Origin of the sequence: Tunturiibacter empetritectus, assembly GCF_014201375.1 — a bacterium.
Lineage (GTDB): Bacteria > Acidobacteriota > Terriglobia > Terriglobales > Acidobacteriaceae > Edaphobacter > Edaphobacter lichenicola_D.
Genome location: NZ_JACHDZ010000002.1, coordinates 365,155 through 377,939, shown reverse-complemented (window position 1 = coordinate 377,939; position 12,785 = coordinate 365,155). Strand labels below are relative to the sequence as shown.

Annotated in this window: 13 protein-coding genes; 8 read left to right on the top strand and 5 right to left on the bottom strand. The window is 58.5% G+C overall.

Annotated elements, in window-relative coordinates; genetic code table 11:
* Positions 1 to 33 precede the first annotated feature (33 nt).
* Positions 34 to 972 (top strand): transglutaminase-like domain-containing protein, encoded by a 939-nt coding sequence (locus tag HDF10_RS07700; RefSeq protein WP_183812144.1) that lies wholly within the window; start codon positions 34 to 36, stop codon positions 970 to 972.
* On the opposite strand, the gene HDF10_RS07695 is transcribed toward HDF10_RS07700, so the two are convergent.
* Positions 954 to 1,472 carry a DUF3455 domain-containing protein gene (locus HDF10_RS07695; RefSeq protein ID WP_183812142.1) on the bottom strand — a complete coding sequence of 173 codons (519 nt, stop codon included), beginning with the start codon at positions 1,470 to 1,472 and terminating at the stop codon, positions 954 to 956. The genes HDF10_RS07700 and HDF10_RS07695 overlap by 19 nt on opposite strands.
* A gap of 112 nt (positions 1,473 to 1,584) precedes the next feature.
* Between HDF10_RS07695 and HDF10_RS07690 the strand changes: the two genes are divergently transcribed.
* From HDF10_RS07690 to ahcY, 5 genes are all read left to right on the top strand, one after another.
* Complete coding sequence (locus HDF10_RS07690) at positions 1,585 to 2,712, top strand: bifunctional transcriptional activator/DNA repair enzyme AdaA (RefSeq protein WP_311732693.1); 1,128 nt, start codon at positions 1,585 to 1,587, stop codon at positions 2,710 to 2,712.
* Positions 2,712 to 2,996 carry a hypothetical protein gene (locus HDF10_RS07685; protein ID WP_183812140.1) on the top strand — a complete coding sequence of 95 codons (285 nt, stop codon included), beginning with the start codon at positions 2,712 to 2,714 and terminating at the stop codon, positions 2,994 to 2,996. Before HDF10_RS07690 ends, HDF10_RS07685 begins: the two co-directional genes overlap by 1 nt.
* 92 nt (positions 2,997 to 3,088) lie before the next feature.
* Positions 3,089 to 3,487 (top strand): hypothetical protein, encoded by a 399-nt coding sequence (locus HDF10_RS07680; protein ID WP_183812138.1) that lies wholly within the window; start codon positions 3,089 to 3,091, stop codon positions 3,485 to 3,487.
* Positions 3,484 to 4,800 carry an MFS transporter gene (locus HDF10_RS07675; protein ID WP_183812136.1) on the top strand — a complete coding sequence of 439 codons (1,317 nt, stop codon included), beginning with the start codon at positions 3,484 to 3,486 and terminating at the stop codon, positions 4,798 to 4,800. The genes HDF10_RS07680 and HDF10_RS07675 overlap by 4 nt, the downstream gene beginning before the upstream one ends.
* 197 nt (positions 4,801 to 4,997) lie before the next feature.
* Entirely contained in the window at positions 4,998 to 6,446 is a 1,449-nt protein-coding gene (gene ahcY / locus HDF10_RS07670) for an adenosylhomocysteinase (RefSeq protein ID WP_183812134.1), read from the top strand.
* Between the two features lie 129 nt (positions 6,447 to 6,575).
* Here ahcY and HDF10_RS07665 read toward each other — a convergent pair whose 3' ends face one another.
* From HDF10_RS07665 to HDF10_RS07650, 4 genes are all read right to left on the bottom strand, one after another.
* On the bottom strand, positions 6,576 to 6,914 hold the full coding sequence (locus HDF10_RS07665) for a hypothetical protein (protein WP_183812132.1): 339 nt from the start codon (positions 6,912 to 6,914) through the stop codon (positions 6,576 to 6,578).
* A gap of 262 nt (positions 6,915 to 7,176) precedes the next feature.
* Entirely contained in the window at positions 7,177 to 7,914 is a 738-nt protein-coding gene (locus HDF10_RS07660) for a DUF4397 domain-containing protein (RefSeq protein WP_183812130.1), read from the bottom strand.
* Positions 7,915 to 8,099: 185 nt separating this feature from the next.
* Positions 8,100 to 10,748, bottom strand: coding sequence for a SpoIIE family protein phosphatase (locus HDF10_RS07655; protein WP_183812128.1), 2,649 nt, complete (start codon positions 10,746 to 10,748; stop codon positions 8,100 to 8,102).
* A gap of 117 nt (positions 10,749 to 10,865) precedes the next feature.
* The gene (locus HDF10_RS07650) at positions 10,866 to 11,171 is read right to left on the bottom strand and encodes a ComEA family DNA-binding protein (protein WP_183812126.1); all 306 of its coding nucleotides are present in this window, start codon (positions 11,169 to 11,171) and stop codon (positions 10,866 to 10,868) included.
* Positions 11,172 to 11,513: 342 nt separating this feature from the next.
* Between HDF10_RS07650 and hisI the strand changes: the two genes are divergently transcribed.
* Both hisI and hisG read left to right on the top strand, forming a co-directional pair.
* Positions 11,514 to 11,888 (top strand): phosphoribosyl-AMP cyclohydrolase, encoded by a 375-nt coding sequence (gene hisI / locus HDF10_RS07645; RefSeq protein ID WP_183812124.1) that lies wholly within the window; start codon positions 11,514 to 11,516, stop codon positions 11,886 to 11,888.
* Positions 11,885 to 12,766: an ATP phosphoribosyltransferase gene (gene hisG, locus HDF10_RS07640; protein WP_183812122.1), complete on the top strand. Its 882-nt coding sequence runs from the start codon at positions 11,885 to 11,887 to the stop codon at positions 12,764 to 12,766. Before hisI ends, hisG begins: the two co-directional genes overlap by 4 nt.
* Positions 12,767 to 12,785: the final 19 nt, after the last annotated feature.

Here is a 12,785-nt window from a genome sequence, read left to right as displayed (position 1 = left end):
GAGTACCAACCCCAGTCGAGAAGAGGGTTTTTGATGCTTGTTAAGTCTGAATATGATATTCAATTTCATCTTGCTATGCCTACGCCGATGGTGGCGATGCTGCATCTGCACCCGTCGCTGGAGGGGCAGGTGCGGGCGGGCAATGAGCTGAAGGTCGAACATATTGAACAGATTGATCGCGAGACGAAGGCTGATGTTCCCGTGTCGGAGTATCACGATGTATTTGGGAATCGGTGCACGCGGTTTATGACGCCTGCGGGTGAGATTCGATTGAGCGGGATGAACGTGGTTGAGATGGAGGGGCTGGCGGATCCGATCAATGCGTATGCGCAACAGGCTGCGGTGGAGGATCTGCCGTCGGAGGTGCTGCAGTATTTGCTGGCGAGCCGGTACTGCGAGGTGGACAAGTTTGGTCCGATCGCTCAGGATCTCTTTGGGTGGATGACGCCGGGCTGGACGAAGGCTTCGGCGATTCGCGACTGGGTGCATGAGAAGGTGATGTTCAACTACAAGACGGCGCGACCGACGAAGACGGCGATGGATGTGTTTACGGAGCGGGTGGGGGTGTGCCGGGACTATCAGCATCTGGCGATTACGCTGTCGAGATGCCAGAATATTCCGGCTCGGTATGTGACCGGGTATCTTGGGGATATTCGTGCGCCGTTTAGCGGGCCGGGAGATTTCAGCGCGTGGTATGAGGTGTTTCTCGATGGGCGCTGGATGACGATGGATGCGCGGCATAACGAGCCGAGGATTGGGCGGGTGCTGATGGCGGCGGGCCGGGATGCGGCGGATGTGGCGATTACGACTTCGTTTGGAAATGCGATTCTGACGAACTTTTATGTGGACAGCTATGAGGTGCTCGAGGATGGGACGACGGTGCCGAGTCTGCCGGGCACGATTGCTCAGGAGCCCATAGTGACGGCGACGAATCGCGGCTCGGCTGGGGCGGTTCAGGGTTTTGCGGAGTAGAAGGTGTAGGTGGCGGAGTAATCGACACGGGTGGTGGTGGTGAGGTGCTGGGCGTCACAACCGATGGTGGGCGCGATGCCTCCGTGGGTGTCGGAGCGGCGGATGAACTCTACGCGAGACATGATGCCAGAGCCGGTGGTGTCGGCGGCTTTGAGGAGCAGCCAGGGGATGGCCTGGGGGGCGGGGGAGTCGGTCTTTTGGAGGAGACTGCCTTTGACGGTGCTGCCATCTTGCGATCTCCAAGAGGGTCCAGCACCGTGGGTGCCAACGGTTGCGCCGGATTTGTCATAGAGGGTGGCGTCGGGAGCTTGGAAGATCCACTGGGGGCCGGAGTCGGTTTGCCGGCAGGAGTAGACCTGCACTCCTTTGCCGGTGACGGTGAGGATGGGGCGTTGCGTGGGAGGCGGGAGAGAAGGATCGGTGGGGCTTTGCGCGGAGGCGAGAGCTGTGAAGAGGAGAGTCGCGGAGAGGGAGAGGGGGAGATGGGTTCGCGGTTTCATCGACCATAGTTTACGCCGTGAAGATTGCACGACAAGTTGCCTGGCAAGATTGCGCTACTTTGAAGACACGAAACGGAGTGTGCGGATTTCCGGGGGATGGGAGGATACTGGAATGACAGAGACAATGATGATGACGAGTACAACGAAGAGTGATGTGGCGGTTCCGAGTTACTTTCCCGGCAAGCAGTGGCAGCAGGTGCTGGGGCGGGATGCGAGTGCGGATGGGCAGTTTGTGTATGCCGTGAAGTCTACGAAGGTCTATTGCAAGCCGAGTTGCGCGAGCCGGCGGCCTTCGCGGAAGAATGTGACGTTCTTCCCTACCCCGGCGCTGGCTGAGGCTGCTGGGTACCGTGCTTGTTTGCGATGTGAACCCGACAGGGCTGAGGCGAAGGCCGATCCGCAGGCGGATGCGATTGCGGCGGTGACGGAGTATATGCGAGAGAATGCGGGCTCTGAGACACGGACGCGGCTGGCCGATGTGGCGAAGGCTACGGGCGTGGGGCGGCTGACGATTCTGCGTGGATTCAAGCGGGTGTTGGGGGTGAGTCCGGGACAGTATGCGAAGGAGGCTCGGCTGGAGCGGTTCAAGAGCAAGGTGAGGGAGCCTAAGAAGGTGAAGGCTCCGATTACGGATGCGATCTATGAGGCTGGGTTTGGGTCGAGCAGCAGGTTGTATGAGAAGAGTGCGGCGACGCTGGGGATGACTCCGCGGGTGATGCGGGAGGGTGGGGCTGGGCTGCTGATTCGATACTGCACTGCGGCCAGTCCGCTGGGACGGATGCTGGTGGCGACGACGGATGTGGGGATCTGCTCGATTGCTTTTGGGAAGGATGATAAGGAGTTGATTGCGGGGTTGCGGGAGCAGTTTTCCAAAGCACAGCTGGTGTTAGCTAAGGGGAATACTGGGTGGCTGGCGGATGCGGTTGCGTTTGTGGCGAGTCAGTTGGGGGAGCATCCGCTGGCGGCTACGTTTCCGCTGGATGTGAGGGCTACGGCGTTTCAGCAACGAGTGTGGAAGGCGCTGCAGGCTATCCCGCGGGGAGAGACGCGGAGCTACTCGGAAGTGGCGTTGCAGCTTGGCGCGCCGACGGCTTCGCGTGCGGTGGCGGGGGCTTGCGGGGCGAACCCGATTGCGATTGCTGTGCCGTGCCATCGCGTGGTGGGGAAGGATGGGGCGATCACTGGATATCGCTGGGGCGTGCAGCGGAAGAGGCGGCTGCTGGAGGCGGAGCGGGCGTGATGAGTGGTGCCAAGAGCAAATCGCTGCCGGATGAATTCAAGGGCTGGATCATAGCAAGCGTAGCCGTGATGCTGCTTTCCCTCGTACTTGTTCTTGGAGATATTGTTGCGGCGTTCGCCTATTTCTCCGAGAAGACGAACCCGCTTTGGGTCACGCTGCTCGGAGTAGTGGGTGCACTCGGCGTGGCGCTTGGTTTCGCAGGGCTGTTTGTGCTTTTGGCGTTCGCTGGATGGCGATCCTATTCGGAGTCAAAGCGGGTTCAGATTATTCCGCCGGTGCGTTAGGGCGATTCAAGAACCAGTGATGAGAGTGTCTGTCATCTATGCTGATACTCTGCTGAATGCACCTATGAAACTACCTGGGGTTAGTCGCTGCCATGGACGAGAAGATCGAAACGGCTATTGCTCTCCTAGAAGAGGAAGCTGCGAAGTCGGATAAGCCCCCTGCGATGGTCGTGATGGCTCCAGACATGGGCGAGTCGATATTAGGCAATCGAGCAGGGTTTCTTCGGCTGGCGATCGCAGCGGTGAGAGCCTCACAGGGAGAGAGCCAAAACTTAGATTCGCAACCTTGGGTTTGCCACGAAGACGCCGATTGGCAGATAAAAGGTTTGTCCTTTGATGAATACGCGCACATGCACCTACCCGAAAAGCTAACGCCATGGAAAGAGCGAAGGCAAAAGATTCTCGGAATTCTCGTTGTCGCGTTCGTCGCAGGGTGCCTTGCTATTGGGTTTGGGACTATTCTTCACTGGATCTTTGGTAGGTCCCGATGACCGATATACAAGCGGTGGATGGACGGGCGCTTTACTCGAAGATTACCTGGCGGCTGATTCCTTATATTTTTCTGCTCTACATTGTGGCTTATCTGGACCGGGTGAATGTGGGGTTTGCTGCTTACGACTTGCAGCGGGATCTGCACTTCAGCAATACCGTGTATGGGACTGGCGCGGGGATTTTTTTTCTGGGGTCGGTGCTGTTCGATCTGCCTAGCAACCTGATGCTGACGCGCGTTGGGGCGCGGATATGGATTGCGCGGATCATGATCTCGTGGGGCGTGATCTCGACCTGCATGATGTTTATGCACTCGAAGGAGTCGTTCTATGTGCTGCGGTTTTTGCTGGGGGTGAGTGAGGCGGGATTTTTTCCTGGGATGATTATTTACCTGACGTACTGGTTCCCTACGCAGGAGCGGGCGCGGGCGGTGGCGAAGTTTATGACGGCGACGTCGCTGGCGGGAGTGGTGGGTGGGCCGCTGTCGAGTTATCTGCTGAAGCTGGATGGGGTAGGTGGGCTGGCGGGGTGGCAGTGGTTGTTTGTTTCGGAGGGAGTTCCTACGATTCTGCTGGGGATCTCGGTGCTGTTTGTGCTGAAGGATGGGCCGGGGAAGGCTGGGTGGCTGCGGCCTGAGGAGCGCACGTGGCTTGAGGGGGAGTTGCAGCGGGATAATGAGCTGTTTGGCGCTTCGACGCACCACAGGCTGCTGGATGCGTTTCGGCTGCCGGCTTTGTGGGTGCTGGCGGGTGTTTATTTTGTGAGCCAGGTGGGCGTGTATATCGTGAACCTTTGGATGCCGCTTATTCTGCAGAGCCTCTCGCATGGTGGGGAGAGGGATGCGATTTTGATTGCGAGGTATGCGACGTTTCCTTATCTGGCGGCGGCGGTGATGACGGTGGTGGTGGGGTGGAGCTCGGATAAGAAGAAGGAACGGCGGTGGCATATCGCTGGGTGCCTGACGTTGTCGGCGGTGGGGTTTGCGTGGGCTGCCTGGGCGCATGCTCTGCTAGTGGCGTTGTGTGCGATGACGCTGGCGGCGGTGGGGCTCTGGAGCATGATGGGGCCGTTCTGGACGCTGGCGACTAGTATGTTGACCGGGACGGCGGCGGCTGGGGCTGTGGCGATTCTGCAGATGGTCGGTGGAGTGGGAGGATTTGCGGGACCGTATATGACGGGGCGGCTGCGGGATGCAACGCAGAGCTTTACCGGCGGGCTTTATTTGATCAGCGCCATGGCTCTTGCGGCGGCGGGGCTGGCTTTGGTGGCTAGGAATCGACAGACGCCGACTGTCACTACTGCACACGATCTCTAAGCATGCCTGCCGTGTCACTCTTGTTCCTCATTGATCACCGAAACTTTGGATTACAAGTCCAGGTTCGCTCATCTCGCTGAAAAGACTCAGAAAGAGTTCGATGGGGCCAATGACTGTTGCGCCTCATTGAGGAGGAAATCAAGGCTACGATGGTATTCTGGAGTAGGTAAAAATTCAGCATTTTGAGGTTTTTAGACATGGCGACAGCGACAGTCGATAAGGCAGCAGCAGGGGCGGATTACAAGGTAGCCGATATTTCTCTGGCGGATTTTGGCCGGAAGGAGATTGAGATCGCCGAGCAGGAGATGCCCGGGTTGATGTCGATCCGCAACAAGTATGCTGCGGGGAAACCGCTGGCAGGCGTTCGTGTGACCGGCTCGCTGCATATGACGATCCAGACGGCTGTCCTGATTGAGACGATGGTGGCGCTGGGCGCGAATGTTCGCTGGGCAAGCTGCAACATCTTTTCGACCCAGGACCATGCGGCGGCTGCGATTGCGGCGGCGGGTGTGCCGGTGTTTGCATGGAAGGGCGAGACGCTCGAGGAGTTCTGGTGGTGCACGAACGAGTCGCTGAAGTTCCCTGATGGCAAGGGTGGATTGCTGGGGCCGCAGCTTGTGATCGACGATGGCGGCGATGTGACGCTGCTGATCCACAAGGGCGTGGATATGGAGAAGGGCGATAAGTGGATTGATTCTCCTTCGAGCTCGACCGAAGAGGATGTGATCAAGGCTCTGTTGAAGAAGGTGCATGCGGAGCATCCGACACGCTGGCAGGATGTGGCGAAGGAGTGGCGCGGCGTCTCGGAGGAGACGACGACGGGTGTTCACCGGCTGTACAAGATGCTGGAGAAGGGTACGCTGCTTGTGCCTGCGATCAACGTCAATGACTCGGTGACGAAGTCGAAGTTCGATAACCTGTACGGCTGCCGTGAGTCGCTGGTGGATGGCATCAAGCGCGCGACCGATGTGATGGTTGCGGGTAAGGTCGCGGTGGTTTGCGGGTATGGCGATGTGGGCAAAGGCTCGGCGGCTTCGCTGCGTGGGCTTGGGGCGCGGGTGGTTGTGACGGAGATCGATCCGATCAATGCGCTGCAGGCTGCGATGGAGGGCTATGAGGTCACGACGATTGAGGAGACTCTTGGCCGTGGCGATATTTATGTGACCTGCACGGGGAACGTGGACATCATCACGGTGGAGCACATGAAGCTGATGAAGGACCAGGCGATTGTGTGCAACATCGGCCACTTCGACAACGAGATTCAGATGGAGCCGCTGAATGCGCTGAAGGGCGTGAAGAAGCTGAACATCAAGCCGCAGGTGGACAAGTACACGTTCGAGAACGGCAACAGCATCTTTGTTCTGGCTGAGGGCCGGCTGGTGAACCTGGGCTGCGCGACGGGCCATCCTAGCTTTGTGATGTCGAACAGCTTTGCGAACCAGACGCTGGCGCAGCTTGATCTGTGGAAGAACAAGGATACGTACAAGATCGGGATCTACATTCTTCCGAAGAAGCTGGACGAAGAGGTCGCACGGCTGCACCTGGAGAAGATCGGCGTGAAGCTGACGACGCTCTCCAAGAAGCAGGCGGATTACCTGAGCGTTCCGGTGGAAGGGCCTTACAAGGCGGATCACTACCGGTACTAGGCTTCAGGACGAAGCTTCAAGATGAACAAAGGGCCGCTGAGGGACTCCTCGGCGGCCTTTTTGTTTTGCTGCATGGAGAACGAAGCAGATTGATTCAGTCTTCAGGGTTTCAGGTGAAGTTGCGTGGAGTTAGCGGACCTTGTTGTTGTGCTTGTCGCGGTAGATGCGGCGGGATTCCTGGTTCTGCTGTTTGTGAAGGGTCTGACGATCGGATTTGGTGAGGTGGCCGTTGTCCTGGGCGCGCATGCCACGCTCTTCCTTGTTGATGCCAGCTTCCTGATGCTCGAGGTGAGAGGTCTCGCCGGCGGTGAGCTGGCCGCTCTTGACGCCCTGACCAATGCGCTGCTGCTGGTCGGCTTTGCGCTGGTTGATGTTGTAGTCGTTCTGGCCGGGGGTTGGGGTTTGCGCGAAGATGGCGGCGGGGGCGAGAGTGAGAGTGGCGATGAGGGCAAGTTTGGTGAGGTTCATAGTGGCGCTCCTGTAAGTTTCTGCGGTGGCTTTGATCTTGCTGCTACCGCTTACGGAGGGAATAGACACAGGGACTTTGCAGGTGTTGTGGTCAATCGAAGAAGTATATTTTTTTGAAACGCCGCGACTTTAGCGCGTTCTGTGGGTATGCGCGAGGCTTGAGGAGGGATCGATCGGCTAGAGGAGGGGGGAGGCAACCGCAGATTCCCTTCAGGAATGACAAACAAAGGCAGGCAGACTCTACGCCAACTGCTACTTTGCTCTAGTTGGCGGGGGGATCGAAGTCGCTGGCGGTGATGACCTGGAGGCCGGGGGAGGAGGCCTGCTGCGGGTCGATGAGGATGATGGTGCGGGCTGCGCCGGAGGGATAGGTGACCTGGGGACCTGTGTAGATCGCGAGAGGCGGCGAGGGTGGAGTGGTTCCGCCGGGCATCATGACGAGGGAGTAGGCGCCGGCGGGGAGGTTGAGGTAGCCGGTGTTGGCTCCAAAGAGAGTGTTGGTGACGGTGGGGGCGACTGCGATGAGTCTCTGGCCGGCGGGGACGAGGTAGACGTCGATGGGTCCGGAGTGGGTGGCCTGGTTGAGAAAACGGAGCGCGATCTGGCCTGCGGGTGCGGGCTGGCTCTGGTCGGTGAGGGTAAGCTGCTGCAGGCTGGCGGCGGTGCTGCCGATGAGAACGGTGTACTGGCCGGACGACGCGAAGTTCGTCTTGGATGCGGAGAGGAGCTGCTTCGTTCCGGCGGTGTTTGCGGCGATTATGTCGCTGCCTGACGAGACGGGAATGTAGGAGGTGACGGTGCCGAAACCGAGATTGTGCGCGAGTGCGTTGGAGCCCTGGTAGATGTCCAGTCTTGCGGCGTCGGGTGAGGCGGTGACGACGCGCAGCTGGGGCGCGGGTGCGCTGTTGACGATGGCGCCGCAGCCGGTGAGTGCGAGCAGGATTGTCGCGGCTCCGGCGACGCAGGTGATCGAACGGACGAGAGGAATGGTGTTGAACATAGATCGTCGAACCGGAACATCCAGAGCAACACATCAGGGTAGATCCAGAGGGACATCAGAGGGACGTCAGTGCGATATCAGATTTAACTTTGGCTGCCCTGCCTTTACTCTACTTGATTTCGTGGCTCAGGCGACGGCGGAGTGGAGGGTGGATATGACCCATCTGTGGGATAACGAAGGATTTATCAATTTTTATTGATGGCGTCTCCGCGGGATTGAGCGGGGGTGCGGCCGATGGCGCAGATGAGGAGGGTCATGTCGTCGTGTTGAGGCGCGCCGTCGGTGAATTTATCCGCGGCGTCGAAGATGCAAGTGAGGAGCTGGTCGGCGGTTGTGGTGCAGTCGGGGCGGGAGAGGAGCTGACGGGCGGTTGCGAGCATGTTGTCTTCGCCCCACTCTTCGTCACTGTGGTTCATGGCTTCGGAGATACCGTCGGTGAAGGCGAGGAGAACATCGCCGGGATGCAGTTGGAGGGTGGCCTGGGAGTACTCGGCGTCCGCGAGAAGGCCAACTACAGTTCCGGTGGCTTCGAGAGCGATGGTTTCTGCGCCGCGGAGGACATAGGGCGGGTTGTGTCCGGCGTTGACGTAGGTGAGGAGATGGTTGATCGGATCGTATTCGGCGTAGAAGAAGGTGGCATAGCGGCTGGCGGTGGAGGACTGATAGACGATGTCGTTGACGCGGGAGATCAGAGTACCCAGATCACCCTGCTGCAGGCCGGCGATGCTGCGAAGGCTCGCGCGGAGACTCGCCATGACAAGGGAGGCGGAGATACCTTTGCCAGAGATGTCGCCGAGTGCGAGAGCTAGACGGGCGTCAGTGGTTGAATTTGAGGGAAGGAGAAAGAAGTCGTAGTAGTCGCCTCCGACGGCCTGAGCGGGGCGGCAGAATCCGGCGAGATCGACACCTGGAAGCTGGGGATAGGTCTGCGGGAAGAGGCGCTCCTGGACCTCGCGAGCAATCTCGATCTCGCGAGAGATGCGTTCGCGTTGAGTGACCTCGGTGGTGAGGTTTTCAAAGAGCTCGGCGTTTTCAAGAGCGAGGCCGGTTTGGGAGGCGATGGTTTGCAGGAGCTGGCGGTCGGTTTTGCTGTATGGCTCTTCGGAGCTCTTGGGGCCGAGAGCGATGACTCCGGCGAGACGGGTGCGGCCGGGCAGAGGAACGAGAAGTTCGGTGGAGAGATCGTTGAGGGCGTTGCGTTCGGCGTCGGTGGCGTCGATGAGCCAGCTGGAGGGATCGTCGCGATAGACGTTGGCGGGGGCTTTGGCGCGGCTGAGTGTGGTGATGGTGGTGGAGGCGGCCGGGAGAGAGAAGATCTGGGCTGCGCCGTTCATGGGCATTCCGGTGGCGAGTTGGAGGTGATAAGTATCTCCGGAGCGGAGGAAGACGGCGATGCGGTCGATGTGGAGGGTGGAGCCGAGGCGGCGCGTGATGGTTTCGAGGAGCGGTGCGACTTCGGTGAATTTTCGGGCTTCGTCGGAGAGTTCGGAGAGGAGCTGCTCGGTGGAGTAGGCCTCGCGGAAGAAACGCTGGTCGATGATCTTTTGCAGACGATTCGAGAGGAGGAAACGGAAGGCAAAGAAGACCGCGATGATGAGTAAGATGCGGATGATGTCGTTGCGCTGGTGGTCGGGGTGCCTGAAGAAATCGTTGAGGGAGAAGGCCATCCAGATGGCGAGCCCGACTCTGATCACGGTAAGAGATTCGCGGGCGAAGGCGTAGCGGGTTCCCTGGCGGATGATGATGCGAAGATCCATTGCACGCTGTACGACGACAACGTAGGCGAGCGAGAGGGGAAAAAGAAGAAGGATCAGGAAAACTGTGATATCGACCCATTCGGGTAGGTCCTGACCGAAATCGCCTCGCTTGTAGAGGGAGTAAAGGAGAATGAGAAAGAAGGGTGTAAGACCAATTGAAGTTCCGAAGTAGAGGATACGGAGGCGACGGCGGGCGTCTCCGGTAGCTTGTCCGATCTTCGGGCCGAGATTGAAGAAGAACCAACTAATTGCGATGGCGCTCAAGACGTTTTCCGCAACGTTGATGCGGTAGAGGTAAGGAGCCAACCAGGAGATCGAGGCAAAGCTCCACATGTCGCCGAAGTTGGCGATGAAATCTGTGGAGCACAGAAGGATGAGGGAAATCGCGACAACCCATTTGACCCAAGGGAACTTGATATCAGTTTTTGAGCGATCGGGAAAGTAGACCCCAAAAAACATGAGGCAGATCGGCATAGCCGCCTGCGCCACGATATTCCAGATCAAGGCGATGGGAAGGAGGTAGGGCCCGACGATCAGTGTCGGGTTGATGATGATGGCGTTGAAGTAGCCGAGAATCCCAAGAATCAGCCAAGCATTTAAATTTCTTGGACGAGCGAAGACCACCCACAAACCGATGAGAAGACAGAAGAAAGGGAGTAGGGCGAAGACCACGTTGAGTGAGATTTGGAGGGGCGAGAGCTTCCGGGCCTGGGCCGCGGCTAGTCGGATGGTCGTCGATTTGATTGCCGGATCCGAGCCGTGGCGGTATGTGATTGTCATCGGGTCGCCCGGCGAGGCGGGACGGATTTGTCCAAGAAGCATACTGCGGCTGGTGTATGGCTGGCCGTTTATTGTGAGAATAGTGTCGAAGGGTTGGAGACCTGCGGCAAGAGCTTCTTCGCGAAGATTGGTCGTGGTCGCCAGACGCAAGCCGCTTTCGAACGGAGCTCGAACGATGGACTGGCCGTGCACGAAGACGTTGAAGTCGCGAATCGCAGCACCGTACGCATGCAGGAGCGCGAGCGCGGCTACGACGGCGAGAAGTAAATACTGGAGGCGTGCGGATCTCTGGGGCATAGGCCAGTTGGAGAGATGGTAGCAGCGGCGTGGGGGTTTCGAGGATGAAGATAATGGGTTAAATGGGACGGGCATCCTGGTCCGGATGCCCGTCCGAGCAAGGGCTCTGCCTGGCGCCTATTTCTTGGGGTGGCTGGCGATGATCTGATCCTTGATCTTGTTGTAGGTGGCCTGAGGGAGGACACCCTTGGTGACGAGCTGATTCTTTGCGGTGTAGGGGCGGCCGTCGATGATGCGCTTGGAGTAGGCATCGCCAATGCCCGGGAAGGCCTTGAGCTGGTCGGCGGTGGCGGTGTTGATATCTAGCGGAGCCGTGGCCGCTGCGGCTGGTGTGCCTGCTTTGGAGGCCTGGGCAACCGAAAAGACCGGGGCGATGGAGAGCAGGAGCGCGACGGCGAGAAGTTTGTGGCGAAGATTGAGCATCTTGGAATCTCCTACTTTGGGCTGAATGCTTTACAGCGGAAGAGTACGAGAGTGTGCGGGCTGCGTCAACGAACAAGTTTTGGGTTTGCTGACTTTGAAGCTGCGGCGGGGGATAGTGGGGTTTGACTTCTCCAGGGTTTGACTTCTCTAGGCTTGAACGCTACCCTGAATTGGAGATGAGCAGCTTGCACCTCCATCACGGCCATTCGCATCATCACGCAACGAGCGTGTTGGCGGCTGTGTCCGGAGTGGCGAAGTAACGAACGCTTACTAAGGATTTCGAAAGGCCCGCTGACGCGCATACCGCGAGCGGGCCTTTTTCTTGCGTAGTACGGCCAGGGAATGCAGCTAGGTAACGCGTCAAGGGAGACAGAGAGGATCGATACCGTGGAGATAGATTTTGCAAAGATGGATGGCCTGGTTCCGGGGATTGTCCAGGACGCGAAGACCGGGGAGATGCTGATGCTCGGTTTTTTGAACGAGGTGAGCTACGCCAAGACGCTTGAGACCGGGTTTGTTACGTTCTGGAGCCGGACTCGGCAGAAGCTCTGGATGAAGGGTGAGACGAGCGGCAATCGGCTGCGGGTGATTGAAGCGTCGACCGACTGCGATAACGATGCGCTGCTGTTCAAGGTTGAAGTCGAAGGTGATGGGTTGGTTTGTCACGAGGGCACGGTGAGCTGCTTCACGAAGAATATTGCGATGGAGGCGAAGTGAGCGAGACGAAGCGATTGAAGCTGGGAATACCGAAGGGCAGTCTGCAGGATGCGACGATTGCGCTGTTTGAACGCGCTGGGTGGAGGATCTTCGCTAACGGGCGGAGCTACTTCCCTTCTATCGATGATGCGGAGATTGAGTGCATGCTGGTGCGGGCTCAGGAGATGGCGCGGTACGTGGAGCATGGGGCGCTCGATGCTGGACTGACAGGCAACGACTGGGTGCTGGAGAATGAGACCGACGTCGAGTATGTCACGAGTCTGACGTACTCGAAGCAGAGCCGGCAGAAGGTGAAGTGGGTGCTGGCGGTGCCAGAGGATTCGCCGTTCCAGAAGCCGGAGGACCTGGCGGGCAAGATTATTGCTACGGAGTTGGTTGAGTTTACGAAGCGGTACTTTGCCGGAAAGAAGATTCCGGTGACGGTGGAGTTTAGCTGGGGCGCGACTGAAGTGAAACCTCCTACACTGGCGGATGCGATCGTCGAGGTGACGGAGACGGGGTCGTCGCTGCGGGCGAACCGGCTGCGAATTATCGAGACGTTGATGGAGAGTGAGACGCAGTTGATCGCGAATAAAGCAGCGTACCAAGATACGTGGAAGCGGGAGAAGATTGAGAATATCTCGCTGATGCTGAATGCGGCGATTGCTGCGCAGGGACGGGTCGGTTTGATGCTGAATGCGCGTAAGGCCGATCTGGAGAAGATCGTTGGTGAGTTGCCTGCGCTGAATTCGCCGACAGTGTCGCAGCTGAGCGATCAGGAGTGGGTTGCTCTGAATACGATTCTGGATGAAGCGTTGGTTCGCGAGGTGATTCCGAAGCTGAAAGCTGCAGGAGCTACTGGAATTGTTGAGTATCCGTTGAGTAAGGTTGTGTTGTAAGAAGATCGTTGCTGTTTCG

Coding starts and splice junctions, on each gene's coding strand:
- ahcY (WP_183812134.1), top strand. CDS start 4,998: ATGGCGACAGCGACAGTCGATAAGGCAGCAGCAGGGGCGGATTACAAG.
- HDF10_RS07675 (WP_183812136.1), top strand. CDS start 3,484: ATGACCGATATACAAGCGGTGGATGGACGGGCGCTTTACTCGAAGATT.
- HDF10_RS07680 (WP_183812138.1), top strand. CDS start 3,089: ATGGACGAGAAGATCGAAACGGCTATTGCTCTCCTAGAAGAGGAAGCT.
- HDF10_RS07685 (WP_183812140.1), top strand. CDS start 2,712: ATGAGTGGTGCCAAGAGCAAATCGCTGCCGGATGAATTCAAGGGCTGG.
- HDF10_RS07660 (WP_183812130.1), bottom strand. CDS start 7,914: ATGTTCAACACCATTCCTCTCGTCCGTTCGATCACCTGCGTCGCCGGA.
- hisI (WP_183812124.1), top strand. CDS start 11,514: ATGCAGCTAGGTAACGCGTCAAGGGAGACAGAGAGGATCGATACCGTG.
- HDF10_RS07650 (WP_183812126.1), bottom strand. CDS start 11,171: ATGCTCAATCTTCGCCACAAACTTCTCGCCGTCGCGCTCCTGCTCTCC.
- HDF10_RS07700 (WP_183812144.1), top strand. CDS start 34: ATGCTTGTTAAGTCTGAATATGATATTCAATTTCATCTTGCTATGCCT.
- HDF10_RS07655 (WP_183812128.1), bottom strand. CDS start 10,748: ATGCCCCAGAGATCCGCACGCCTCCAGTATTTACTTCTCGCCGTCGTA.
- HDF10_RS07665 (WP_183812132.1), bottom strand. CDS start 6,914: ATGAACCTCACCAAACTTGCCCTCATCGCCACTCTCACTCTCGCCCCC.
- HDF10_RS07690 (WP_311732693.1), top strand. CDS start 1,585: ATGACAGAGACAATGATGATGACGAGTACAACGAAGAGTGATGTGGCG.
- HDF10_RS07695 (WP_183812142.1), bottom strand. CDS start 1,472: ATGAAACCGCGAACCCATCTCCCCCTCTCCCTCTCCGCGACTCTCCTC.